Origin of the sequence: Streptomyces sp. NPDC016562 (assembly GCF_043076955.1) — a bacterium.
GTDB lineage: Bacteria > Actinomycetota > Actinomycetes > Streptomycetales > Streptomycetaceae > Streptomyces.
Genome location: NZ_JBIBRZ010000002.1, coordinates 315,165 through 337,984 on the forward strand (window position 1 = coordinate 315,165; position 22,820 = coordinate 337,984).

At 72.8% G+C, this 22,820-nt stretch carries 19 protein-coding genes; 15 read left to right on the forward strand and 4 right to left on the reverse strand.

The features are described 5' to 3' along the window. Nucleotides 1-102: 102 nt before the first annotated feature. The 14 genes from ACF059_RS09325 to ACF059_RS09390 all read left to right on the forward strand — a co-directional run bounded on the left by ACF059_RS09325 (nt 103) and on the right by ACF059_RS09390 (nt 16,387). Nucleotides 103-2,496 (forward strand): collagenase, encoded by a 2,394-nt coding sequence (locus ACF059_RS09325; RefSeq protein ID WP_392053716.1) that lies wholly within the window; start codon nt 103-105, stop codon nt 2,494-2,496. Between the two features lie 81 nt (nt 2,497-2,577). After that, nucleotides 2,578-3,726 (forward strand): NAD(P)/FAD-dependent oxidoreductase, encoded by a 1,149-nt coding sequence (locus tag ACF059_RS09330; RefSeq protein WP_392053719.1) that lies wholly within the window; start codon nt 2,578-2,580, stop codon nt 3,724-3,726. Continuing rightward, nucleotides 3,723-4,052 (forward strand): (2Fe-2S)-binding protein, encoded by a 330-nt coding sequence (locus ACF059_RS09335; RefSeq protein ID WP_392053722.1) that lies wholly within the window; start codon nt 3,723-3,725, stop codon nt 4,050-4,052. The genes ACF059_RS09330 and ACF059_RS09335 overlap by 4 nt, the downstream gene beginning before the upstream one ends. Then, nucleotides 4,033-5,565 carry an NAD(P)/FAD-dependent oxidoreductase gene (locus ACF059_RS09340; RefSeq protein ID WP_392053725.1) on the forward strand — a complete coding sequence of 511 codons (1,533 nt, stop codon included), beginning with the start codon at nt 4,033-4,035 and terminating at the stop codon, nt 5,563-5,565. Before ACF059_RS09335 ends, ACF059_RS09340 begins: the two co-directional genes overlap by 20 nt. Before the next feature lie 75 nt (nt 5,566-5,640). Then, entirely contained in the window at nt 5,641-6,555 is a 915-nt protein-coding gene (locus tag ACF059_RS09345; RefSeq protein WP_392053728.1) for a dihydrodipicolinate synthase family protein, read from the forward strand. A gap of 21 nt (nt 6,556-6,576) precedes the next feature. Then, nucleotides 6,577-7,581 (forward strand): proline racemase family protein, encoded by a 1,005-nt coding sequence (locus tag ACF059_RS09350; protein ID WP_392053731.1) that lies wholly within the window; start codon nt 6,577-6,579, stop codon nt 7,579-7,581. Then, nucleotides 7,578-8,597, forward strand: a complete 1,020-nt coding sequence (locus tag ACF059_RS09355) for a proline racemase family protein (RefSeq protein ID WP_392053734.1) — start codon at nt 7,578-7,580, stop codon at nt 8,595-8,597. The genes ACF059_RS09350 and ACF059_RS09355 overlap by 4 nt, the downstream gene beginning before the upstream one ends. Before the next feature lie 110 nt (nt 8,598-8,707). Continuing rightward, entirely contained in the window at nt 8,708-9,625 is a 918-nt protein-coding gene (locus ACF059_RS09360; protein ID WP_392056543.1) for an ornithine cyclodeaminase family protein, read from the forward strand. Nucleotides 9,626-9,681: 56 nt separating this feature from the next. Beyond that, complete coding sequence (locus tag ACF059_RS09365; protein WP_361940226.1) at nt 9,682-10,398, forward strand: GntR family transcriptional regulator; 717 nt, start codon at nt 9,682-9,684, stop codon at nt 10,396-10,398. Between the two features lie 188 nt (nt 10,399-10,586). Then, nucleotides 10,587-12,329: an ABC transporter substrate-binding protein gene (locus tag ACF059_RS09370; protein WP_366864312.1), complete on the forward strand. Its 1,743-nt coding sequence runs from the start codon at nt 10,587-10,589 to the stop codon at nt 12,327-12,329. 20 nt (nt 12,330-12,349) lie between these two features. Next, the gene (locus ACF059_RS09375) at nt 12,350-13,375 is read left to right on the forward strand and encodes an ABC transporter permease (RefSeq protein ID WP_392053738.1); all 1,026 of its coding nucleotides are present in this window, start codon (nt 12,350-12,352) and stop codon (nt 13,373-13,375) included. Then, complete coding sequence (locus tag ACF059_RS09380) at nt 13,372-14,358, forward strand: ABC transporter permease (RefSeq protein ID WP_360897653.1); 987 nt, start codon at nt 13,372-13,374, stop codon at nt 14,356-14,358. Before ACF059_RS09375 ends, ACF059_RS09380 begins: the two co-directional genes overlap by 4 nt. Then, nucleotides 14,358-15,368 carry an ABC transporter ATP-binding protein gene (locus ACF059_RS09385; protein WP_361940235.1) on the forward strand — a complete coding sequence of 337 codons (1,011 nt, stop codon included), beginning with the start codon at nt 14,358-14,360 and terminating at the stop codon, nt 15,366-15,368. Before ACF059_RS09380 ends, ACF059_RS09385 begins: the two co-directional genes overlap by 1 nt. Next, nucleotides 15,365-16,387: an ABC transporter ATP-binding protein gene (locus ACF059_RS09390; protein WP_392053742.1), complete on the forward strand. Its 1,023-nt coding sequence runs from the start codon at nt 15,365-15,367 to the stop codon at nt 16,385-16,387. The genes ACF059_RS09385 and ACF059_RS09390 overlap by 4 nt, the downstream gene beginning before the upstream one ends. A 79-nt stretch (nt 16,388-16,466) precedes the next feature. On the opposite strand, the gene ACF059_RS09395 is transcribed toward ACF059_RS09390, so the two are convergent. Continuing rightward, nucleotides 16,467-18,533: an alpha/beta fold hydrolase gene (locus ACF059_RS09395; RefSeq protein ID WP_392053745.1), complete on the reverse strand. Its 2,067-nt coding sequence runs from the start codon at nt 18,531-18,533 to the stop codon at nt 16,467-16,469. An 83-nt stretch (nt 18,534-18,616) separates the two neighbouring features. On the opposite strand from ACF059_RS09395, the gene ACF059_RS09400 reads away from it, so the two are divergent. Beyond that, on the forward strand, nt 18,617-20,170 hold the full coding sequence (locus tag ACF059_RS09400; protein WP_392053748.1) for an MFS transporter: 1,554 nt from the start codon (nt 18,617-18,619) through the stop codon (nt 20,168-20,170). A gap of 29 nt (nt 20,171-20,199) precedes the next feature. On the opposite strand, the gene ACF059_RS09405 is transcribed toward ACF059_RS09400, so the two are convergent. From ACF059_RS09405 to ACF059_RS09415, 3 genes are all read right to left on the reverse strand, one after another. Continuing rightward, nucleotides 20,200-21,447, reverse strand: coding sequence for a hypothetical protein (locus ACF059_RS09405; protein ID WP_392053751.1), 1,248 nt, complete (start codon nt 21,445-21,447; stop codon nt 20,200-20,202). Between the two features lie 210 nt (nt 21,448-21,657). Continuing rightward, nucleotides 21,658-22,161, reverse strand: coding sequence for an FBP domain-containing protein (locus ACF059_RS09410; RefSeq protein ID WP_392053754.1), 504 nt, complete (start codon nt 22,159-22,161; stop codon nt 21,658-21,660). Next, nucleotides 22,145-22,816, reverse strand: coding sequence for a hypothetical protein (locus tag ACF059_RS09415; protein WP_392053757.1), 672 nt, complete (start codon nt 22,814-22,816; stop codon nt 22,145-22,147). The genes ACF059_RS09410 and ACF059_RS09415 overlap by 17 nt, the downstream gene beginning before the upstream one ends. Nucleotides 22,817-22,820 lie beyond the last annotated feature (4 nt).

The following is a 22,820-nucleotide window of genomic DNA, read 5'->3' on the forward strand; positions in this document are numbered from 1 at the left end:
CCCGTCAAACGCCGTGTGACGCAGACCAGTTGACGCAGATCCGTCGACCCTGCGCGGTTCACGCACCACCCCCCACCTCAGCCTCTCCCTTCAGGAGTTCCGGTGCTCAAGCACAGAGCTGTGCGCTCTTCCCTTCTCGCCTCCGCCGTTGCCGTGACCCTCCTCGCCACCGCGGGACAGGCCACGACGCAGGCCGCCGAGACCGCCGCCCCGTCCGCCTTCACCGGAGTGCAGGCCCCCCAGGCCGCCCCGGCCCCCGGACCCACCGGGAACCCCTTCGACGAGGTCGACCACCTCGCCAACCCGAAGGACAACACCCCGGCGCCCGCCCCCGCACCCGGCGGCCAGGCCCTCAACGGACAGGTGCCCGGGGCCTCGACGGCCGCCGCCGACACCGTGTCCCACCAGGGCGTCGAGAAGACCAGCAAGGCGGTCCAGACGGCCCCGGTCGCGCGGAGCGTCGCCGCCGGCGTCCCCTGCACCCTCGACGGGATCAAGAACCTCACCCCGGAGCAGTTCGCGGACTTCCTCGCCGACCAGGCCGTCACCGCCGACGGCTGCCTGCGCGGACTCATCTGGACCTGGGACGCCCGGCTGGCGCCCGTGATGTCCGACGCGCACGTCCAGGCCGTCTCCCGCCGCATATCCGGCCTGGCCGCCGCACACGACGGCCGCAACTCCTCCCACCTGGAGGAGATGTTCACCTACCTGCACGCGGTCGCCTACCACGACTACTCGCGCTCCGAGATCGACGTCACCGACGCCCCGACCGTGGACGCCATGCGCCGGGCGATCGCCGACTTCGGCAACGCGGCCCGCACTTTCGACGTCACGCCGTCCAACGCCCGCACCCTGCGCGAGGCCCTGTACGCCGGCAGCGCCCCGGGCCTGCGCCACCACCAGCTCGGCCTCATCAAGAAGGTCCTGGCGACCATGGACCCGGCCCACCCCGCCACCCACCACGACGCCGCCTGGGCGGGCGCCGCGCTGGCCGGGCTCTCGGTCAACTACCTCGGCGTCTACCCGGGCAACCAGGACGCGGCCTTCCACACCGCGGCCGCCGCCGATCCCTCGTACCGCGCCACCTTCAAGGCCTTCGCGACCTACACCCACCTCAAGGGCACGGCCAACGCCTGGCTGGTGCGCGACGCGATGTCCGAGTACGGCCGCTTCGGCCAGATCGACGGCCTCAAGGACCAGACCGTCACCGACCTCGGCGGCCTGCTGGAGACGGCGAAGACCAACTTCGGCAACGGCAGCGAGCCGTGGGCCTCGGTCGTCTCCTGGCTCAACGTCTACGACGCGTGCAAGCCGTACGGGGTGTGCAAGGAGGACATCGAGAAGATGCTCTTCCCGAACACCTACACCTACGACAACGGCGCCATCAAGGTGCGCACGGCGCTGGACCGGGCCACCGTCGACCAGCTGTACTACGCGAGCAAGCAGGTCAAGGCGCAGTTCCACCGCGTGCTCGGCACCGAGCAGCCGCTCGCCGGGGACCCCAACACCACGCTGAACATCGTGCTGTACGCCTCCCGCGCCGACTACGTGACCTACCAGACCATGCTGACGGGCTACGGCACCAACAACGGCGGCATGTACATCGAGAACGGCGCCACCTTCTACACCTACCAGCGGCGCGTCCCGCAGGACTCCTCCCTCACCCTGGAAGAGCTCTTCCGCCACGAGTACACGCACTACCTCAACGGCCGCTTCGCGGTCCCCGGCTTCTTCGGTGAAGGCCCCTGGTACGAGGGCGACCGTACGACGGCCATGGACGAGGGCACGGCCGAGTTCTTCGACGGCGCCACCCGCGACAACGGCATCGCCGTCCGCAAGTCCCTGGTCAAGAGCATCATCAGCGACACGGCCGGCGGCGGCCCGCGCATGAGCGTGGAGCAGCTGCTGAACGCCACCTACGACGGCGACGGCTTCCGCTTCTACGGCTACGCGGGCACCTTCTTCGAATTCCTGTGGACGGAGAAGCCCACCCTTCTGCGCGAGATGTACACCCACCTGCGGAACAACGACGTGCAGGCGTACGACGCCTGGCGCCACCGCATGGGCGCCGACACCTACCTCCAGCGCGACTACGACCGCTTCCTGGACGCGCAGATCGCCAAGGTCGACCAGCTCTACGTGCCGAACACCACCTTCACCCCCAACGACCAGCTGCGGGATTCGGCGCTCTCGTCGGTGAAGTCGGCCTTCGCCACGGCCACGTACAACACCCCGGACTGCGTGGAGAACGGCGACCCCGGCAAGCGCCGCTTCACCTGTACCGGACGCATCACCGCGAACCTGAAGAACTGGCGCAGCGACGACCAGAACTTCAAGGACGTGTCGGAGACGGTCGACTACTTCATCCTCGACCGTGCGGGCGCGGCCTCCAACAACCTCGCCGACATGAACTGCTCCTTCGGTCAGCTGGAGATCTGGTCCAACAAGGTCGCCGGCACCACGAGTTACAGCTGTGAGGGCCCCCTCCGCAGCTGATCGGCTCCCGGCCGGTCCCGCGCCTGAGGAGGGTGCGGGACCGGTCTGGGCAGGCACTAAAGAATGTGACATATTACTGTCGTGCTCAACAGACACTCCCTGGACGCCGTGATCATCGGCGCCGGCGTCGTCGGTGCGGCGTGCGCGTACTACGCGGCCCGCGCCGGCCTGCGCGTGGCCGTGGTCGACCGCGGCCCCGTCGCGGGCGGGACCACCGGCGCCGGCGAAGGCAATCTGCTCGTCTCCGACAAGGCGGCCGGACCGGAACTCGACCTCGCCCTGCTGTCCACCCGGCTGTGGACCGACCTCGCGGCGGTCCTCCCGCGCGAGATCGAGTACGAGCCCAAGGGCGGACTGGTCGTCGCCCCCGACGAGACCACGCTGAAGGCCCTGCGGAGCTTCGCGGACGGCCAGCGCGCGGTCGGCGTCGACGCGGTCGAGGTGGCGGCCGACGGCCTGCACGACCTGGAGCCGCACCTGGCCCCGGGCCTGGCGGGCGGGTTCCACTACCCCCAGGACGCCCAGGTCCAGCCCGCCCAGGCGGCGGCCCGGCTGCTGGCCGCGTCCGGCGCCGAGGTGTACCTCGGGGAGGAGGTCACGGGTGTGCTCCTGGACCGCGGTGCCGTACGAGGGGTCAGCACCGCGCGCCGCGAACTCCTGGCCCCGGCCGTGGTGAACGCGGCCGGCACCTGGGGCGGCCACATCGCCTCGCTGGCCGGGGTCACCCTGCCCGTCCTCCCCCGCCGCGGCTTCGTCCTGGTGACCGAGCCGCTGCCGCGGGTGGTCCGGCACAAGGTGTACGCCGCCGACTACATCGCGGACGTCGCGAGCGGCTCGGCCTCGCTCCAGTCCTCGGCCGTGGTCGAGGGCACGCCCTCGGGCCCGGTGCTGATCGGCGCCACCCGGGAGCGGGTCGGCTTCGACCGCAGCCTCTCGACCGAGGCCCTGCGCCGTCTGGCCTCCCAGGCGGCCGCGCTCTTCCCCGTCCTGACCGACGTCAAGGTCCTGCGCACCTACCACGGCTTCCGCCCCTACCTTCCCGACCACCTCCCGGCGATCGGCCCGGACGCCCGCCGCCCCGGCCTGCTGCACGCCTGCGGCCACGAGGGCGCGGGCATCGGACTGGCCCCCGCCACCGGCCTGCTGATCGCGGCCGCCCTGACGGGAGCCGAACCCGCCCTGGACCCGCACCCGTTGCGCCCCGACCGATTCGAGGAGGCAGCCCGATGACGGCACACCACCCCGGCCGCACTCCCCGCGCGCTGGTCGGCGGCGCCCCGCTGGCCACGTACGAGATCACCTTCGACGGGCGGGAGCTGCCCGCGCAGGAGGGCCAGAGCGTCGCCGCCGTCCTGTGGGCCGCCGGGATCCTCGCCTGGCGCACCACCCGCGAGGGCGGCGCCCCGCGCGGCGCGTTCTGCGGGATCGGCAGCTGCTACGACTGCCTCGTCACCGTCAACGGCCGCCCGAACCAGCGCGCCTGCCTGATTCCGGCCCGCGCCGGCGACACCATCACCACCCAGGAGGGAACCGGCCATGCCGACCTCACCGTCTGAGCCGCGCCCCGCGGGTCACGCGGGCCGCGTGGATCCCGCAGTGTCGGGGCAGCCCGCCGCGGTGTCGGCGCCTGCCGCCGCCGCGCCCGGGCGGGTCGATCTTGCCGTCGTCGGGGCCGGGCCGGCCGGGCTTGCGGCCGCTGTCGTCGCGGCCGGGCTGGGGTTGCGCGTCGCGTTGCTCGACGCGGGGGAGCGGCCCGGGGGGCAGTTCTATCGGCAGCCCGCTCCGGGGCTGGGTGCGGTCCGTCCCGAGGCCCTGCACCACGGCTGGGGCGAATTCGCGCGTCGGGAAGCCGCCCTGCGGGCCCACACCGCGGCCGGACGGATCACCTATCTGCCCCTTCACCACGTGTGGACGGTCGTCCCCGGCACGGGCACCGGCGCGGGCCGCGCTGAGTGGACCCTGCACGCCGTCGCCGGCCCCGACGAGCGCGCCGCGACCGTCGGGGCCGCGGCCGTGCTCATCGCCACCGGAGCCTACGAGCGGCAACTGCCCTTCCCCGGCTGGACGCTGCCCGGGGTGGTCGGGGCCGGCGGAGCCCAGGCCATGCTCAAGGGCGGGCTCGTGCTGCCGGGCCGACGGGTCGTGGTCGCCGGGAGCGGTCCGCTCCTGCTCGCCGTGGCCGGGTCCCTCGCCGGCGCCGGAGCCACCGTGCCCGCCGTGGTGGAGGCCGCCGCCTACACCGCGTACGCCGGCCAGGTCCCCGCCCTGCTGCGCAACCCGGGCAAGCTCGTGGAGGGGGCCGTCTACGGCGGGGCCCTGGCCAGGCATCACGTCCGGCTCCTGACCCGGCACGCCGTCACCGAGGCGCACGGCACCGACCGCGTCGAGGCCGTCACCGTGGCCCGGCTCGACCGCACCTGGCGCCCGGTGCCCGGCACCTCACGGCGGATCCCCTGCGACGCCCTCGCCGTCGGCCACGGCCTCGTGCCCCAGCTCGAACTCGCCACCGGACTCGGCTGCGCCACGCGCCGCAGCCCCGACGGCACCGTGGCCCTGGAACTGGACGCCGGGCAGCGCACCACCGTCCCCGGCATCTGGTCCGCGGGGGAGACCGGCGGCGTCGGTGGCGCCCAACTCGCCCTGACCGAGGGCGAGATCGCCGCCCACGCCATCGCCGCGCGCCCCGCGCCGCCCGCCCTCCTGCGCCGCCGCGCCCGGCTGCGCGCCTTCGCCGACGCCATGGCCGCCGCCCACCGCCCCGGCGCGGGCTGGACGGGCTGGCTCCGCGACGACGCCGTCGTGTGCCGCTGCGAGGAGGTGCCCGCCGCCCGGATCCGCGAGGCCGCCGGGGAGCTCGGCGCGCGCGACGCCCGCACCGTCAAACTCCTCACCCGGGCCGGCATGGGCTGGTGCCAGGGCCGGATGTGCGGTCCGGCCGTCGCCGCCCTCGCCGGCGAGGCGACACCCGGACCAGGCGGCTGCGGCGGCGAGCCCTCCGCCGACCGGCGGCCGCTGTCCTGCCCGGTCCCGCTGCGCCACCTCGCCGAACTTCCCCCGGTCGACCGCTGATCGGGGGTGCCCCGGCCCTTGTGGCCGCCCCACACCCACTAGTAAAATGTCACACATCACTCTAGGGAGCCTCACATGACCCACGCGCACACCCCCGCGCCCCGCACCCGCCCCTGGCACGGAATCATGGTCGCCACCGCGCTCCCCCTGCGCGAGGACCTCACCGTCGACTACGACGCCTACGCCGAGCACGTGGCCTGGCTGATCGCCAACGGCTGCGACGGCGTGGTCCCCAACGGCTCCCTCGGGGAGTACCAGACCCTCACCGACGAGGAGCGGGCGCGCGTCGTGCGCACCGCCGTCGAGGCCGCCGGCGACGGCGCCCGCGTCATGCCCGGCGTCGCGGCCTACGGCAGCGCCGAGGCCCGCCGCTGGGCCGACCAGGCCGCCGAAGCCGGCGCCGGCTCCGTCCTCCTGCTGCCCCCCAACGCCTTCCGGGCCGACGAGGAGACCGTCCGCGCCCACTACGCCGAGGTCGCCCGCGCCGGCCTGCCCGTCGTCGCGTACAACAACCCGATCGACACCAAGGTCGACCTGACCCCGGCCCTCCTCGCGCGGCTGCACGCCGACGGCTCCATCGTCGCCGTCAAGGAGTTCAGCGGGGACGTGCGCCGCGCCTACGAGATCGCCGAGCTCGCCCCCGGCCTCGATCTGCTCATCGGCGCCGACGACGTCCTCCTCGAACTGGCCCTCGCGGGCGCCGTCGGCTGGATCGCGGGCTACCCCAACGCCCTGCCGCAGTCCTGCGCCACCCTCTACCGCGCCGCCGTCGCCGGGGACCTCGCCACCGCCCTGCCGCTCTACAAGTCCCTGCACTCCCTGCTGCGCTGGGACTCCAAGACCGAGTTCGTCCAGGCCATCAAGCTCTCCATGGACCTGGCCGGCCGCCCCGGCGGCGGCACCCGCCCGCCGCGCTTCCCGCTCACCGGGGACGTCGAGGCCGCCGTCCGCGCCGCCACCGAGAAGGCCCTCGCCGAGGGTCTCAACTAGCCACCGTCCGGAGGGGACTCCATGCGTACGCGCCACGTCTACCACGCGGTGGACTCGCACACCGAGGGCATGCCGACCCGGGTCATCACCGGGGGCGTCGGGGTGATCCCCGGCGCCACGATGGCCGAGAAGCGGCTCCACTTCATCGAGCACACGGACCACGTCCGGACCCTGCTCATGTACGAGCCGCGCGGGCACTCCGCGATGAGCGGCGCCATCCTGCAGCCCCCCACCCGGCCCGACGCCGACTACGGCGTCCTCTACATCGAGGTGTCGGGCCTGCTCCCCATGTGCGGGCACGGCACCATCGGGGTCGCCACCGTCCTCGTCGAGACCGGCATGGTGCCCGTCGTCGAGCCCGTCACCACCGTCCGGCTCGACACCCCGGCCGGACTGGTGAGCGTCGACGTCCGGGTCGAGGACGGGGCGGCCACCGCCGTCACCTTCACCAACGTCCCCTCCTTCAGCGTCGGCCTGGACCTCAAGGCAGAGGTCCCCGGCCTGGGCACGGTCACCTACGACCTGGCCTACGGCGGCAACTTCTACGCCTTCGTCGAACTCGACTCCCTCGGCCTGCCCTTCGACCGGTCCCGCAAGGACGACCTGATCGCGGCCGGACTCGCGATCATGGAGGCGGTCAACTCCTCCGCCGACCGGCCCGTCCACCCCGAGAACCCCTCCATCGGCGGGATCAAGCACGTGTACCTCGCCGCCCCCGGCTCGGACGCCCGCCGCTCCCGGCACGCCATGGCCATCCACCCCGGCTGGTTCGACCGTTCGCCCTGCGGTACGGGCACCAGCGCGCGGATGGCCCAGCTGCACGCCCGAGGCCTCCTGGAGCTCGGCACGGACTTCGTCAACGAGTCCTTCATCGGAACGGAGTTCACCGGCCGGCTGGTCGGCGAGAGCACCGTCGGCGGGCTCCCGGCCGTGATCCCCACGGTCACGGGGCGGGCCTGGATCACCGGCACGGCCCAGTACTTCCTCGACCCCAGTGACCCCTTCCCCGGAGGATTCCTGTTGTGAGCACCGTCCGCACGGTGGACTACCACGCCGCCGGCGAGCCCTTCCGCATCGTGGACGTCGCCGCCGAGGGAATGCCACCCGTCCCCGGGGACACCGTCGCCGAGCGCTGCGCCACCGCCATCGGCCCCGGTGGATCCGCGACCGCTCCGCGCCGGGGCGAACTGGACGACGTACGGCGCCTGCTCGTGCAGGAGCCGCGCGGGCACGCCGGGATGTACGGCGGGTTCGTGGTCCCGGCCGACGACGACGGGGCGCACTTCGGCGTGCTGTTCTGGCACAAGGACGGCTACTCCACCGCCTGCGGGCACGGCACCATGGCCCTCGGGGTGTGGGCCGTGGACAGCGGCCGGGTCGCCGCCCCGGACGACGGGGACGCCCAGGTCCGCATCGACGTACCGTCGGGCCGGGTCACCGCCACCGTCCACCGGGCCGGGGGCCGCACCACCGGGGTCACCTTCCGCAACGTCCCGGCCCGGGTGAGCGCCCGCAAGGTCCCCGTCGCCACCACCCTGGGGCTCGCCGAGGTGGACATCGCGCACGCGGGGGCCTGCTACGCCTCGGTGCGCGCCCGGGACCTCGGCCTGGACGTCTCCCGGGCCGCCCTGCCCGGCCTGGTGCGGGCCGGGCAGGAGATCCGCGCCGCGCTGGCCACCCACCCCGCCACCTGGCACCCGGGCGGACCGCTGCTGTCCGGGGTCTACGGGGTGATCCTCCACGAGGAGCTGCCCGCCACCCCCTTCGGGCCGCACCAGCGCAACGTCACCGTCTTCGCCGACGGGCAGGTCGACCGCTCGCCCTGCGGCTCCGGCACCTCGGCGCGGCTCGCGCTGCTGGCGCAGGACGGGCGGCTCGGCCCGGGTGAGGACCTGCTGCACGAGTCGGTCACCGGCACGGTGTTCACCGGCCGGATCCTGGAGGTCGGGGTCACCGAGGTCACCGGCACCGCCTACCGCACCGGTGAGCACGCCTTCGCGGCCGACCCGCACGACCCGCTCGGCACCGGCTTCCTGCTGTGAAGGGGCCTGTTGTGAAGGGGCCTGCCGTGAAGGGGCCCACCGCCGACGGGCCGGCGGACGGACGGGCGGACGGACTGGCGGACCGGCTCCCGCAGTTCGGCGCCGCCGCCATGGCCGGGCTCCTGACGCCTGCTGAGGCCGCCGACGCGCTGGCCGCCGCCCTGCTCGGCGGCCTCGACCCGGAGAGCAGCCCGCAGCGCACCATCGTCCCCGTCCCCGAGGGCGAACTGCTGCTGATGCCGGCCGCGTCCGGCGCCTACGCCGGGGTCAAGATCGCCGGGGTGGCGCCCGGCAACCCGGCCCGCGGGCTGCCCCGCATCACCGGCTCCTACCTCCTGCTGGACGGGCCCACCCTGCGCCCGCTGGCCCTGTTCGACGGCGCGGCCCTGACCACCCTGCGCACCCCCGCGGTGTCCGCCCTCGCGCTGCGGCACCTGGCCCCGGCCGGGCGGCCGCTGCGGCTGGTGCTCTTCGGCTCGGGACCGCAGGCGTACGGGCACCTGGAAGCGACCCTGGCCGTCAGGGAGTTGGCCGAGGTGGTGGTGGTCGCCCGCAACCCCGAGGGCGCGGACCGGCTCGCCGCGCACGCCTGCTCCCTGGGGCCGGCCGCCCGTACCGGCACCGCGGCGGCGGTCGCCGACGCGGATCTGGTCATCTGCTGCACCACGGCCCGCGAACCGCTCTTCGACGGGCGCCTGGCCGGGCCCGGCTGCACCGTCGTCGCCGTCGGCTCGCACGAGCCGACCGCCCGGGAGACGGACACCGCCCTCGTGCGACGTTCGGCGGTGTACGTGGAGTCGCGCGCGGCGGCCCTGCGCGAGGCGGGGGACCTCCTGGTCCCGGAGGCGGAGGGGGCCATCGGGCCCGGCCACATCACCGGCACCCTCGCCGATCTGGTCGCCGGGCGGATGCCGGCGGGCGGGGCGCAGAGTTGTCCACAGCTCTTCAAGAGCGTGGGCATGGCCTGGGAAGATCTTGCCGTGGCGGTCGCGTTGTACGAGGCCACGGGGGCATGTGGCACAACGTGACATTGTACGCTGTTCCTCTGCCCATCGCCGGTGTCGGGCGTCTCGGAGGAAATGCAATGGGTGACCTGAAGCAGCACAGTCTCATCAAGGCCCAGGAACGGCTCCGCGACCAGGTCGGCCATGCCCTCCGAGCAGCCCTGATAGCGGGCGAACTGCGGCCCGGGAGCGTCTACTCCGCCCCCGGTCTCGCGGCCGAACTCGGCGTCTCCGCCACCCCGGTGCGCGAGGCCATGCTCGACCTGGCCCGGGAGGGCCTGGTCGAGCCGGTCCGCAACAAGGGCTTTCGGATCACGGAGGTCAGCGAGCGCGACCTCGACCAGTACACCGAGCTGCGCACGATGATCGAGGTACCGACCATCGGCCGGATCACGAAGATCGCCACGGTCGAGCAGCTGGAGGCGCTGCGCCCCATCGCCGAGGAGATCGTCACCAGCGCGCGCGAGCACAACCTCATCGGCTATCTGGAGGCGGACCGCCGCTTCCACCTGACGCTGCTCGGGCTCGCGGGCAACGACCGGCTCGTCGAGACGGTCGGCGACCTGCGCAAGCGCTCCCGGCTGTACGGACTGACCGGCCTGGACGAGGCCGGCAAGCTGGTGTCCTCCGCGCAGGAGCACATCGAGCTGCTCGACCTGATGCTCAGCGGCGACGCGGCGGCGGCCGAGGCGTGCATGACCCGCCACCTCGGGCACGTCCGTTCCCTCTGGGCCCAGGGTCGCGACGAGCCGGTGGGCCGCACCCCGGGTCGCCTCGGGGGCACCGCCAAGGGCTGACCCCCTCGCAAGCCGAACACCGCATTCCCCTCAGGGCCCGGACCACATTGGTCCGGGCCCAACTCGCTTTCCGGAGCGGGCATTTGGACACGGCTGGATAACGACGGCGCCAACCCCTTGTCAGTACAATTTCACATTACTATGTTACCGGTCACATCATAGAGCGCGGCCCTTCACTGGAGTGACCCATGACCAAGCGCACCCAACTCGCCCTCGCCACCGCCCTGGTGGCAGCTCTCGCACTCGGCGCCTCGGGCTGCTCCGACACCAAGAAGGGCTCGTCGGGCGCGGGCGCCTCCAACCCCGCGGCGGCCAACGACGGCAAGGTCCTCGGCGGCACCCCGGTCAAGGGCGGCACCCTCACCGTCCTGTCGAACCAGGACTTCGCCCACCTCGACCCCGCCCGCAACTGGGTCATGCCGGCCATGGACTTCGGCACCCGCCTGCTCTACCGCACGCTCGTCACCTTCAAGGCCGAGCCCGGCAAGGCCGGCAGCGAGCTGGTGCCCGACCTGGCCACCGACCTCGGCACCCCCTCCAACGGCGGCAAGACCTGGACCTTCACCCTCAAGGAGGGCGTGAAGTACGAGGACGGCTCGCCGATCAAGGCCCAGGACGTCAAGTACAACGTCGAGCGCTCCTTCGCCCCCGACCTCACCGGCGGCCCCGACTACGCGGCCCAGTACCTGGCCGGCACCGAGGGCTACAAGGGTCCGCTCCAGGGCCAGCACCTCGACTCGGTGAAGACCCCCGACGACCGCACGATCGTCTTCGAACTCAAGCGGCCCGTCGCCGAGTTCTCCGCGACCGCCACCCTGCCGACCTTCGCGCCCGTGCCGCAGTCCCAGGAGAAGGGCACGCAGTACGACGCCCGCCCGTTCTCCTCGGGCCCGTACAAGATCGAGTCGTACGACCGCGACAAGAAGCTGGTCCTCGTCCGCAACGAGCACTGGGACGCCAAGACCGACACCGTGCGCAAGGCCTACCCGGACAAGTTCGTGGTCGTCATGGGCCTCAAGGGCGGTCAGATCGACGACCGGATCATCGCGGGCGAGGGCGCCGACGCCTCCACCGTCCAGTACATGGACATGCGGCCGGAGAGCGCGCCCAAGGTGCTGCCCAAGCCCGACGTGAAGGCGCGCCTGCTCGCCGAGTCCCAGGGCTGTACCGAGATGCTCCACCTGAACAACTCCCGCGCCCCCTTCGACGACCCCAAGGTCCGCGAGGCCATGCAGTACGCCGTCGACAAGGAGGCCGTCGTCACCGCGGGCGGCGGCCCCGCCCTCAACGAGGTGGCCACCGCCTACCTGCCCCCGGCCCTGTCCGGCGGCAAGCAGGCCGACACCCTGAAGATCGCCCCCGCGGGTGACCCGGACAAGGCCAAGGAACTCCTCAAGGCCGCCGGCAAGGACAAGCTCAAGGTCTCCCTCGCCGTCTCCACCGGCGACAAGGGCAAGGCCGAAGCCATCCAGCAGGGCCTGTCCCGCGTGGGCGTCGAGGTCGTCGTCGACACCATCGACCCGGGCGCCTACTACGACGTCATCGGGGACCTGTCCACCACCCCGGACATGACCCTCTCCGGCTGGTGCCCCGACTACCCGTCCGGGTCCACCTGGATCCCGTTCGTCTTCGACGGACGGACCATCAAGGAGAAGGGCAACCAGGGCAACAACGCCCAGTTCCGCGACGAGGCCACGATGAAGCGGATCGACGAGATCAACGCCATGGCCGACGCCCGGCAGGCCAACCAGGCCTGGATCGACCTCGACGCCGAGATCATGAAGAAGTCCCCGGCCGTCCCGCTGCTGCTGGAGCGCAAGCCGCTGCTCGTCGGCTCCAACATCGCGGGCGCCTTCGGCCACCCGGTGTGGACCGGCACCATCGACTACGGCACGGTCGGCCTGAAGGACCCGTCGAAGAGCCAGGGCTGAGGAACCGGGACCCCGACACCATGACCACCACCCCACCGGTCCCCGGCGACCGGGCGGCTCCCGCCCCCGGCCCCGGCCCCGATCCGGCCCTCGGACCCGCCCCCGATCCGGCCCCCGACGCCGCCACGCCCCGGCCCGCGGCGGCACCCGGCAGCAGCCCCTGGCAGCTCGCCCGGCAGGAGCTGCGCCGCCGCCCCGCGGTCCGCGTCAGCCTCTGCGTCGTCCTCCTGTTCGTCCTCATGGCCGTGACCGCCCCCTGGCTGGGCGCGCTCGGCGGCTGGGGTCCGAACGAGTTCGACAAGACCGCCATCGACCCCTACCTCGGGGGTCAGCCGCTCGGCTCCTTCGGCGGGATCAGCCCCGAGCACTGGCTCGGCGTCGAACCGGTCACCGGCCGCGACCTGTTCGCCCGCGTCGTCCACGGCGCGCAGGTCTCGCTCCTGATCGCCTTCGCCGCCACCGCCATCGTGGTCCTCGCCGGCACCGCCGCCGGAATCGCCGCCGGCTACTTCGCCGGGCGCACCGACGCGATCCTGTCCCGGCTGATGGACCTGACCATGTCCTTCCCCTCCCTCATCTTCATGATCGCGATGCTGTCCGTGGCCAAGGACGTCAACCGCATCGTGCTGATGACCGCCGTCATCGGAGTCTTCGGCTGGCCCGGCGTCGCCCGCGTGGTGCGCGGCCAGACCCTCTCCCTCAAGCACCGCGAGTACGTCGACGCCGCCCGCGTGGGCGGCTCCAGCCCCTGGCGGATCCTGACCCGCGACATCCTCCCCGGTGTCTCGGGCCCGGTCATCGCCTACACCACCCTGCTCATCCCCGGCATGATCAGCACCGAGGCCGCCCTGAGCTACCTCGGCGTCGGAGTCCGTCCGCCCACCCCCTCCTGGGGCCAGATGATCGCCGAGTCCGTGGCCTACTACGAGACCGACCCCATGTACTTCGTCATCCCCAGCGTCTTCCTCTTCCTCGCCGTGCTCGCCTTCACCCTGCTCGGCGACGCGCTGCGCGACATCCTCGACCCGAGGGGCGGCCGCAGTTGATCCTCTACCTGGCCCGCCGCCTGCTCGCCCTCGCCGGCGTGCTCCTCGCCATCGCCGCCGTCACCTTCCTCATCTTCTACGTCCTGCCCTCCGACCCGGCCGCGGCCGCCTGCGGGAAGACCTGCAGCGCCGAGCGACTGGCCGACGTACGGGCGTACCTGGGCCTCGACCAGCCCCTGTGGCGGCAGTTCGCCGACTTCCTGACCGGCATCTTCACCGGCCGCACCCTCGGCACCGGGCAGTACGCCGTGCAGTGCGACTTCCCCTGCCTGGGCTACTCCTACGAGAACTCCCTGCCCGTGTGGGACCTGCTCATGGACCGGCTCCCGGTCTCCGCCTCCCTGGCCGTCGGCGCCGCCGTGCTGTGGCTGGTCCTCGGCCTCGGCGCCGGGGTCACCGCCGCCCTGCGCAAGGACACCGTCACCGACAAGGCCCTGATGGTCGGCGCCGTCGCCGCCGCCTCGCTCCCGGTGTACTTCACCTCCGTGATGCTCATCTACGGGGTCATCCGCATCGCCGGCCTCCTGCCCTACCCCACCTACCAGGCCTTCACCGAGAACCCGCTCGGCTGGGCCTCGAACCTGCTCCTGCCGTGGACCGCGCTCGCGCTGCTGTACGCCGCCATGTACGCGCGCCAGAGCCGCGGTTCGATGATCGAGGCCATGGCCGAGCCGTACATCCGCACCGCCCGCGCCAAGGGCATGCCGGAGCGCACCGTCGTCGTCAAACACGGGCTGCGCTCCGGGATGACCCCCATCCTGACCATCTTCGGCATGGACCTCGGCGGACTGCTCGCCGGGGCCGTCATCACCGAGTCCATCTTCGGACTCCCGGGGATCGGGCGGCTGTTCTACGGCGCGCTGGTCAGCTCCGACCAGCCCGTGGTACTCGGCGTCACCCTGCTCGCCGCCTTCTTCATCGTCGTGGCCAACCTCCTCGTCGACCTCCTGTACGCCGTCATCGACCCGAGAGTGAGGTACTGATGACCGCCTCCGTGGCCGCTCCCCTTCTCGAAGTACGCGATCTGGGCGTCACCTTCACCACCGGGCGCGGCACCGTACGGGCCGTCGACTCGATCGGCTTCACCGTCGAGGCCGGACGCACCCTCGGCATCGTGGGCGAGTCCGGCTCGGGCAAGTCCGTGACCTCGCTGGCCGTCATGGGCCTGCACCGGGGGGCGGTCGAGGTCAGCGGCTCGGTCCGGCTCGCGGGCCGGGAGCTGACCGGCCTGTCCGAGCGCGAGCTGTCCCGCGTACGGGGCCGCACGATGGCCATGATCTTCCAGGACCCGCTCTCCAGCCTGCACCCCTACTACACGGTCGGCGAACAGATCGCCGAGCACTTCCGCGTGCACTTCAGGGCCGGGCGGGCGGCCGCCCGCAAGCGGGCCGTCGACATGCTCGGCGAGGTCGGCATCCCCGAACCGGCCCGCCGCGCCGGGGAGTACCCGCACCAGTTCTCCGGCGGCATGCGCCAGCGCGCGATGATCGCCATGGCCCTGGCCTGCGAGCCCGACCTCCTGATCGCCGACGAGCCGACCACCGCCCTGGACGTCACCGTGCAGGCGCAGATCCTGGAACTGATCGCCCGGCTCCAGCAGGACCGAGGGCTCGGCGTCGTGATGATCACCCATGATCTGGGCGTCGTCGCCCGCGTCGCCCACGAGGTGCTCGTCATGTACGGCGGCCGCGCTGCCGAACAGGCCACCGCCGACGACCTGTTCGCCGACCCCGCCCACCCCTACACCCGGGGCCTGCTCGACTCGCTGCCCCGCCTCGACACCGCCGACGACCAGCCGCTGCCCTTCATCCCCGGCTCCCCGCCGTCCCTGCTCGCGCCGGCCCGGGGCTGCGCCTTCGCCCCGCGCTGTACGCGGGCGGCCGCGCGCTGCACCGACGTCCGCCCCGAGCCGCAGGCGTACGGGGAGGGGCCGGGCCGCATGGTGGCCTGCCACTTCGCCGGGGCCCGTACCGCCGAGGAGGCGGCCCGATGACCGGGACCGAGACCGCGACCGACACCGGGACGACGACCCCCGGGAAGACCGCCACGCCGCTGCTGTCCGTTCGGGACCTCACCATGACCTTCCCCGGGAAGCGATCGGTGACCGGGCGCCGGGGGGCGCCCGTACGCGCCGTCGACGGGGTCTCCTTCGACCTGGCGCAGGGCCAGACCCTGGGCCTGGTGGGAGAGTCGGGCTGCGGGAAGTCCACCACCGGCCGCATGCTGGTGCGACTGCTGGAGCCCACCTCGGGGCAGGTCGCCTTCGAGGGCAAGGACATCAGCCGGCTCTCCCAGGGCGCCCTGCGCCCGCTGCGCAAGCACATCCAGATGGTCTTCCAGGACCCGCACTCCTCCCTCAACCCCCGCCAGACCGTGGCCCGGATCATCTCGGACCCGCTGCTGGTGCAGGGCTGGAGCGCGGCGGACGCCCGCCGCCGCGCCGCCGAGCTGATGGAGCTCGTCGGGCTGATCCCCGAGCACATCGACCGCTACCCGCACGAGTTCTCCGGCGGCCAGGCCCAGCGCATCGGCATCGCCCGCTCGCTGTCCACCAGCCCCCGCCTCATCGTCGCCGACGAGCCGGTCTCGGCCCTGGACGTCTCCGTCCAAGCCCAGATCGTCAACCTGATGGAGCGGCTGCGCGCCGAACTGGGCCTGGCCTACGTGTTCATCGCGCACGACCTCTCCGTCGTCAAACGGGTCAGCGACCGGGTCGCCGTCATGTACCTCGGCCGGATCGTCGAGATCGGGGACAAGAAGTCCCTCTACGAGAACCCGCAGCACCCGTACACCCGGGCGCTGTTGTCCGCCGTACCGCTGCCCGACCCGGCGGCGGAACGGCGGCGGGAGCGGATCGTGCTGCTCGGCGACCCCCCGAGCCCGGCCGCTCCACCCCCCGGCTGCACCTTCCACCCGCGCTGTCCCAAGGCGCAGGAGATCTGCCGCACCGAGCGTCCGCTGCTGCGGATCGCCGCCTCCCGTGAGGTGGCCTGTCACTTCCCTGGTGACTGACGGGATCCAAGGGAAAGCCGAAGGGCCCCGGAGCCAATGGCGTCTCCGGGGCCCTTCGTGCTGCCTGTGCGGTGCGGACTCAGGCCAGTGCGCGGCGGAAGAAGTCCAGTTCCAGCGCCATCAGCTTCTCCCGGGTGCCGCCCGGGGTCATGTGGGTGACGCCCGGGAGGGCCAGCAGCTGGTGCGGACGGCCCGCGTCCGTCAGGGCCTGGGACAGGCGCAGGGTGTGGGAGGGGTGGACGTTGTCGTCGGCCAGGCCCGTGATCAGCATGAGCGGGCGGGTCAGGCGCGGGGCGTCCGCGATGAGGGAGTCCCGCTCGTAGACCTCCGGGTTGTCCTGCGGCAGGCCCAGGTACCGCTCGGTGTAGGCCGTGTCGTAGTGCCGGAAGTCGGTCGGGGCGGCGCCGGCCGCCGCGGCGTGGAAGACGTCCGGGCGGCGCAGCACCGCCATGGCCGACAGGTAGCCGCCGTAGGACCAGCCGCGGATGCCGACCCGGCCGAGGTCGAGGTCGGCGTGGCGTGCGCCGAGCGCCTGCAGCGCGGCGACCTGGTCCTCCAGGGTGACCTCGGAGAAGCCGCGGTACATGGCGTGGGTGTGGGCGGGGGAGACGTACGCGGTCCCGCGGTTGTCGACGGTCACCACCGCGAAGCCCTGGTCGGCCCACCACTGGCGGGCCTGCCAGCGGCGGGGTTCGGCGGTGACGTCCTGCGCGCCGGGACCGCCGTAGCTGTCCATGAGGACGGGCAGCCGGCGGCCCGGGACGTGGTCGCGGGGGAGGACCAGGGCGGTGGGGACGGCGTGTTCGGTGACCCGCTCCAGGACGGGGACCACCCGGTACGGCATGGGCTCCGAGAGGTCGGCGGGGATCAGCTCCCGCCCGTCGGGGGTGCGCAGGACGCGCCGGATCCCGTCGGCGTCGGCGCAGGTCAGCAGCAGCGTGCCGGCCGAGGCGGACACGGAGTGCACGCCGGGCCCGTCGGCGAGCGGGGTCAGCTCCCCGGTGGCCGGGTCCAGCAGCAGCACCTGCTGCTCGGAGGGGTCGCGCAGGGCGGCCTCGATCAGCAGCCGGTCCTCGTGCACGCCGGCCACGCGGCGGACCTGGAGCCCGTCCCCGGTGAGCGGTTCGCCGTCCACCGCGAGGGCGCGTGCGGCTCCGCCCGGGGTGTCGGCGGCGGTCAGCATCCGGCCGTCGGGGAGCCGGGCGGGGGTGCCGGGGACCAGGGGGTCCACCCACCGGGGGTGCGTGGTGCGGGAGAGCTCGCGGGTCCGGCCGGTGGCCGGGTCGGCGCTGAGCAGCAGGACGCGTTGCTGGAGCCGGTCCTGGACGGTCAGCAGGATCTCCTCGGCCGACTCCCAGCCCGCGTCGGAGACGTAGGGGTAGGTCTCGGCGTCCCAGTCGAGCCGTATCCGGGTCCCGTCGGCACCGTCCCCGCCCAGGACCCACAGCTGGACGTCGGCGTTGGGGCCGCCCGCCTCGGGGTAGGCGATGTCCTCGCCGGGCAGTTCGGGGTGCGCCGGGTCGGTGAAGTACCGCCGCTGGAGGGCGGATTCGTCGACGCGGGCGGCCAGCAGGGTGACCCCGTCCGGGGACCACCAGTGGCCCCGGGAGCGGTTCAGCTCCTCGGCGGCGGCGAACTCGGCGAGGCACCAGCGGGCCCCGTCGTCCGGGCTGACCCGGCCGCCCGGGGCGACGTACAGGACGTCGTCGGCGACGTACGCGGTGCGCGAACCGTCGGCGTTGGGCCTGGGGTCGACGGCGGGCCCGGCGGCGGGGATCTCCTTCGGCGTCCCGTCCTGGTCCGCGCTGACCTCGTAGAGCCGTCCGTACAGCGCGAAGACGGCGCGGCGGCCGTCGCCGGAGAGGGCGTACGAGCCGATCCCGGCGGCGACGAGCCGGATCCGCTCGCGCAGCCGGCGCTCGGCGTCGGGGAGGGGGCCGGGCTCGGGGCACAGCTCGCGGGGGTCGGCAAGCCGGGTCTCGGTGCCGGTGGCGGTGTCGAGCACCCAGAGGCCGTCGAAGGCGTCGGTGGGACCGGTGGAACGGAGGAACCAGAGCAGCCGGCCGCCGTCGCCGAAGGAGAAGGCGCGCGGGGCCCCGTAGGAGAATCGGGCCGTTCGCGCGGAGAGCCTGAGGAAGTCATCCATGAGCGTAGTGTGACATGTGAAATGTCACTGCCACTAGGCCGTTCGAGTGGTGACACCCCGGGTGCGGGCTTAGCGTCGGAAAGGTGGACCCGAACGTATCGCCGAGCACCAACGGGACCGACGGCAAGGTCCGAGGAAGCGGGAACGGTCTCGCACTGTTCGTCATCGCCTCCTGCCAGCTGATGGTGGTCCTCGACATCACCATCGTGAACATCGCGTTGCCGCACATCCAGATCGCCCTCGACTTCTCGACCGAGAGCCTGTCCTGGGTCGTCAACGCGTACACCCTCGCCTTCGGCGGCCTGCTGCTCCTCGGCGGCCGCGCCGGCGACATCCTCGGCCGCAAACGCGTCTTCATCTTCGGCGTGCTGCTCTTCGGGCTGGCCTCCCTCCTCGGTGGACTCGCCCAGAACGCAGGGCAGTTGATGGCGGCCCGGGCCCTCCAGGGGGTCGGCGGAGCCATCGCCTCCCCGACCTCGCTCGCGCTGATCACCACCACCTTCCGCGAGGGACCCGCGCGCAACCGCGCCTTCGGCGTGTTCGCCGGAGTCTCCGCCGGAGGCGGCGCGATCGGTCTGCTCGCGGGCGGCATGCTCGTCGAATGGCTCGACTGGCGCTGGGTGCTCTTCGTCAACGTGCCCATCGCGGTGCTGATCGCCGTGCTCGCCAAGAGGGTGCTCCGCGAGTCCGAACGCCACCCCGGACACTTCGACTTCGCCGGCGCGCTCCTGTGCACCACCGGCATGGTCGCCCTCGTCTACGGCTTCATCCGCGCCTCCCAGGACGGCTGGCGCGACGGCTGGACGCTCGGCTCCTTCGCCGCGGCCGTGGTCCTGCTGACCCTCTTCATCCTCAACGAGAGGCGCTCGCCGCAGCCGATCACCCCGCTGCACATGTTCGCCGACCGCAACCGGGCGGGGACCTACGGGCTCATGCTGATGCTCGCCTGCGCGATCTTCGGCATGTTCTTCTTCCTGACGCTCTTCGTGCAGAACGTGCTGGGCTTCAGCCCCCTGCGCGCCGGCCTCGCCTTCCTCCCGGTCAGCGCGGTGGTCGCGGTGGGCGCCGGCATCACCTCGCAGCTCCTGCCGAAGTTCGGCCCCAAACCCTTCATGGTCGCCGGCGCGCTCTGCTCCGCGACCGGGCTCGCCTGGCTGACGCAGACCGACGTCCACTCGACGTACCTGGGCAGCATCCTCGGCCCGCTGCTGATCTTCGGCCTCGGCATGGGCCTACAGTTCGTCTCGCTGACCCTGATGGCCCTGTCCAACGTCCCCGACCGGGAGTCGGGCGCGGCGTCCGGGCTGCTCAACACGACGCAGCAGGTGGGTGGTTCCCTCGGCCTGTCGATCCTGGTGACCGTCTTCGGCACGGCCAGCCGCAACGAGGCCAAGGACCAGGCGGCGGGCTTCCTGCGCACCGCCAGTCCCGAGCAGATGGCCTACTTCCAGCGCACCGGGCAGTACCCGAAGCCGTGGAGCGACCAGGTGCTCACCTCGGGCATCAGCGCGGCCTTCGTGGTGGCGGCCCTGTTCACCCTGGTCGGCGCGGTGATCGCCCTGGTCGCCATCCAGGTCAGGCCCTCCGACCTCGAACGGCTCCAGGGCAACCACTCGCCGACGGCCGACCGTGTCTAGGGCCGGCCGTCTGCGCTGATCGCGGGGAGCTAGCCCAGATTCCCGATCCGTTCCACGATCCAGCCGCCGAGCTCCCTGGTCATGAGGGTGTGCGGCTCGTTCTGCGAGGCCAGCCTGAACTCGTCGAGCTCGCTCTCCTCCGGTGCGAGGCCGTCGATGTTCACGTACAGGTCGGCGTCGGTGGTCACCTCGCGGACGGCGACGGCGCTGACCGAGGGGACGAACGCGTGGTGGCGGACGTGGGCGTCGGTCTTGAGTCCGTAGAGGGGCGGCTGTTCGTTGAGCTTGTCGGCCAGGATGCCGAAGCCCTCCAGGGTGCCACCGGGGGCCCCGTCGATCTCGGGCAGGTCGTCGGTCGGTACGTCCTTGGCCGGCGGCAGGGTGACCAGCCGCAGGTTCGCGACGATCTGGTTGTCGCCGCCGCGCTGGGCGTACAGGTGGGTGCCCACGATGCTCAGGCCCTTGCCCTCGACGGCGTGGTCACCGGGCTTGATGCCGTTGCCCCGGCCGGTTCCGACGCCGTTGGCGACACCGATCTTGACGGGGATCGCGGGCCAGTTGCCCATCTGTTGCAGCTCGGCGAGGAGCTGGTGGCGCAGCTCGTCCACGCGGGGCTTGTCGTCCCACTCCTCGATGTGCCAGGCCAGCAGCTGCCGGGCGGCCGGGCTGTTGATCTGGCGGGAGAAGCCGTCGTTGAGCTTGCGCGAGTAGTGCGCGAACGCCTGGAGGCCGAGGGGGATCCAGGCGCCGCGGTGCGGGGTGTCGTAGGACCAGTAGAGGCCGGTCTGGTGGTCGATCCGCCGGGTCTCCATCTTGGCGAGGGCGTAGCGGGTGACCAGACCGCCCATGCTGAAGCCGCCGACGGCGAGCCGGTGGTCACCCTGCCGCTCCTCGCCGGCGCGCATGATCGCGGCGATCGCGGCTTCCGCGTTCTCCTGGATGGCGACGCTGCGCTCGTGGAAGCCGAGGACGACGACGCCGTGCCCGCGGCGGCGCAGCTCGCTGAAGAAGGCGTACTGCCCCCAGTCCAGGCCCTGCCACAGCATGCCGATGTCGCTCGGTCCCATGTTGAACCCGTCGGCGGCGATCACGGGCTTGGTCAGCCGGTCGCTGCCCTCCGCGTAGTAGACCCAGGCGGTGCCACCCGGGAGATCCCAGACGTCGTTCGGCACCGGCGGGATCCGGGTGGGCGGCTCGTGGGGCCCGGGGGCCAGGATGACGGGCTGGTCGGCGAGGGCCTCGCGAAGCTGCTGCTCGGTGACCTGGGGCTCACTCATGAACGGTTCCCTTCAGGGGATTGGTTACGGTGAGCTGCCATTCCAGCACGGAGCGTGGTCATTGATCCAGTGCGTGTGTGCGCGGAAGGAGGGGGCGGGGCGGGCCGGTGTGCCTGAGGCGCCCGCGAAGACGCGGACGCAGCCACCCACACGGATGACCGTGCGTACGTAATAACGAATCTTCCTGTGGTCCCTGGCCCCCGAGCCGGCTCAGCTCGCGGTGACCCTGGCCGCGAAGGCGTCCAGGTTCTCCGACATCCGCGCGAGGCGCTCGTCGAGCGTCAGGGACTCCTCGTACCGCGTCGTGCGCAGCTTCGGCTGCCGCTTGCCCCGTACGTACAGGGGGCAGGCCAGGTCGGCGCAGATGTAGGTGCCCACCGTGTTGCCGTCGCGGCCCCGGGCGCCCGCCAAGGGGGCGGCGAGCAGGGTGACCCCGGAGGAGGCGTGCCCGGTCAGGCAGATCTGGCACAGGCTGGACTTCAGCGCACTGCTGCGGCCCACGGACGGTACGCGCAGGGAGATCCCCAGCGGACCCTGGGCGCGGGGCAGCACGAGGTGGGCGCGCAGCGGCGCCGCGGGATCCACCCACCCGAGGAAGTCCAGGTCGTCCCAGGGCAGTTCGGCGAAGTCGAGCGGCAGGCGCAGCCGCGCGGCCTCGCCCTTGGTGCAGTTCACGAAGGACGCACGGATCTGTTTCTCATTGAGTGGTTCCACGTTCATCGACCTTATGGGCCGCCCGGGCCGGCCCGCATCCGAATATCCGTGGCCTCTGCACGGGGTCTACGAGCTGAGCGCGCAGCCGCGCCGCGTCGGCGCGGGTGTCCATCCGCAGGGCAAGCCAGGAGCCGTCGTCGAAGGCCAGGTCCACGCGGTACGGCCGGCGGCGCAGCCGGGGGACGCGGCGCAGCGAGCAGACGGCGGTGTGGAGCTCGCGGGCCGGGTCGCCGCGCCGCCACGGCGGGCGGACGGTGATCTTTCCGGAGCTGCCCGGTTCCACCGCGAAGGTGCCGCGCGGCCCGCGCGTCTCCGCGTGCCAGTGCGTCCAGTGGAAGCCGTACAGGGCCAGGGCGACGCGGCCCGCCTCGCTGCGCCAGCCGCCGCGCAGGGCCGGGCCGTGCAGGAGCCGCCCGACGAGCCGGGCGACCCGTTCGAACGGGTCGAGGAGCGCGGCCACCGCGTCGGCGAGGTCGTCGGGCAGCGCGGTCAGGAACCGGACGAGGAAGAAGCGGCCGATGCGGTGCTGGAGCCGCTCGGGGGCCGGCGAGCCGGGCAGCAGGGCGCGCCCGGGCCGGTGCGCGTACGGCGACAGCCTGCCCGGGATCTCCTCGCCCGGCCCGTCTGCGCCATCGGCCCCGTCCGACCCGTCCATCCGG

What these genes read in the sequence shown, in the direction of transcription:
- ACF059_RS09340 (WP_392053725.1), top strand. Translation starts at nt 4,033, where the DNA reads ATGCCGACCTCACCGTCTGAGCCGCGCCCCGCGGGTCACGCGGGCCGC.
- ACF059_RS09360 (WP_392056543.1), top strand. Translation starts at nt 8,708, where the DNA reads ATGGCCGGGCTCCTGACGCCTGCTGAGGCCGCCGACGCGCTGGCCGCC.
- ACF059_RS09390 (WP_392053742.1), top strand. Translation starts at nt 15,365, where the DNA reads ATGACCGGGACCGAGACCGCGACCGACACCGGGACGACGACCCCCGGG.
- ACF059_RS09350 (WP_392053731.1), top strand. Translation starts at nt 6,577, where the DNA reads ATGCGTACGCGCCACGTCTACCACGCGGTGGACTCGCACACCGAGGGC.
- ACF059_RS09415 (WP_392053757.1), bottom strand. Translation starts at nt 22,816, where the DNA reads ATGGACGGGTCGGACGGGGCCGATGGCGCAGACGGGCCGGGCGAGGAG.
- ACF059_RS09345 (WP_392053728.1), top strand. Translation starts at nt 5,641, where the DNA reads ATGACCCACGCGCACACCCCCGCGCCCCGCACCCGCCCCTGGCACGGA.
- ACF059_RS09365 (WP_361940226.1), top strand. Translation starts at nt 9,682, where the DNA reads ATGGGTGACCTGAAGCAGCACAGTCTCATCAAGGCCCAGGAACGGCTC.
- ACF059_RS09395 (WP_392053745.1), bottom strand. Translation starts at nt 18,533, where the DNA reads ATGGATGACTTCCTCAGGCTCTCCGCGCGAACGGCCCGATTCTCCTAC.
- ACF059_RS09335 (WP_392053722.1), top strand. Translation starts at nt 3,723, where the DNA reads ATGACGGCACACCACCCCGGCCGCACTCCCCGCGCGCTGGTCGGCGGC.
- ACF059_RS09370 (WP_366864312.1), top strand. Translation starts at nt 10,587, where the DNA reads ATGACCAAGCGCACCCAACTCGCCCTCGCCACCGCCCTGGTGGCAGCT.
- ACF059_RS09375 (WP_392053738.1), top strand. Translation starts at nt 12,350, where the DNA reads ATGACCACCACCCCACCGGTCCCCGGCGACCGGGCGGCTCCCGCCCCC.
- ACF059_RS09405 (WP_392053751.1), bottom strand. Translation starts at nt 21,447, where the DNA reads ATGAGTGAGCCCCAGGTCACCGAGCAGCAGCTTCGCGAGGCCCTCGCC.
- ACF059_RS09385 (WP_361940235.1), top strand. Translation starts at nt 14,358, where the DNA reads ATGACCGCCTCCGTGGCCGCTCCCCTTCTCGAAGTACGCGATCTGGGC.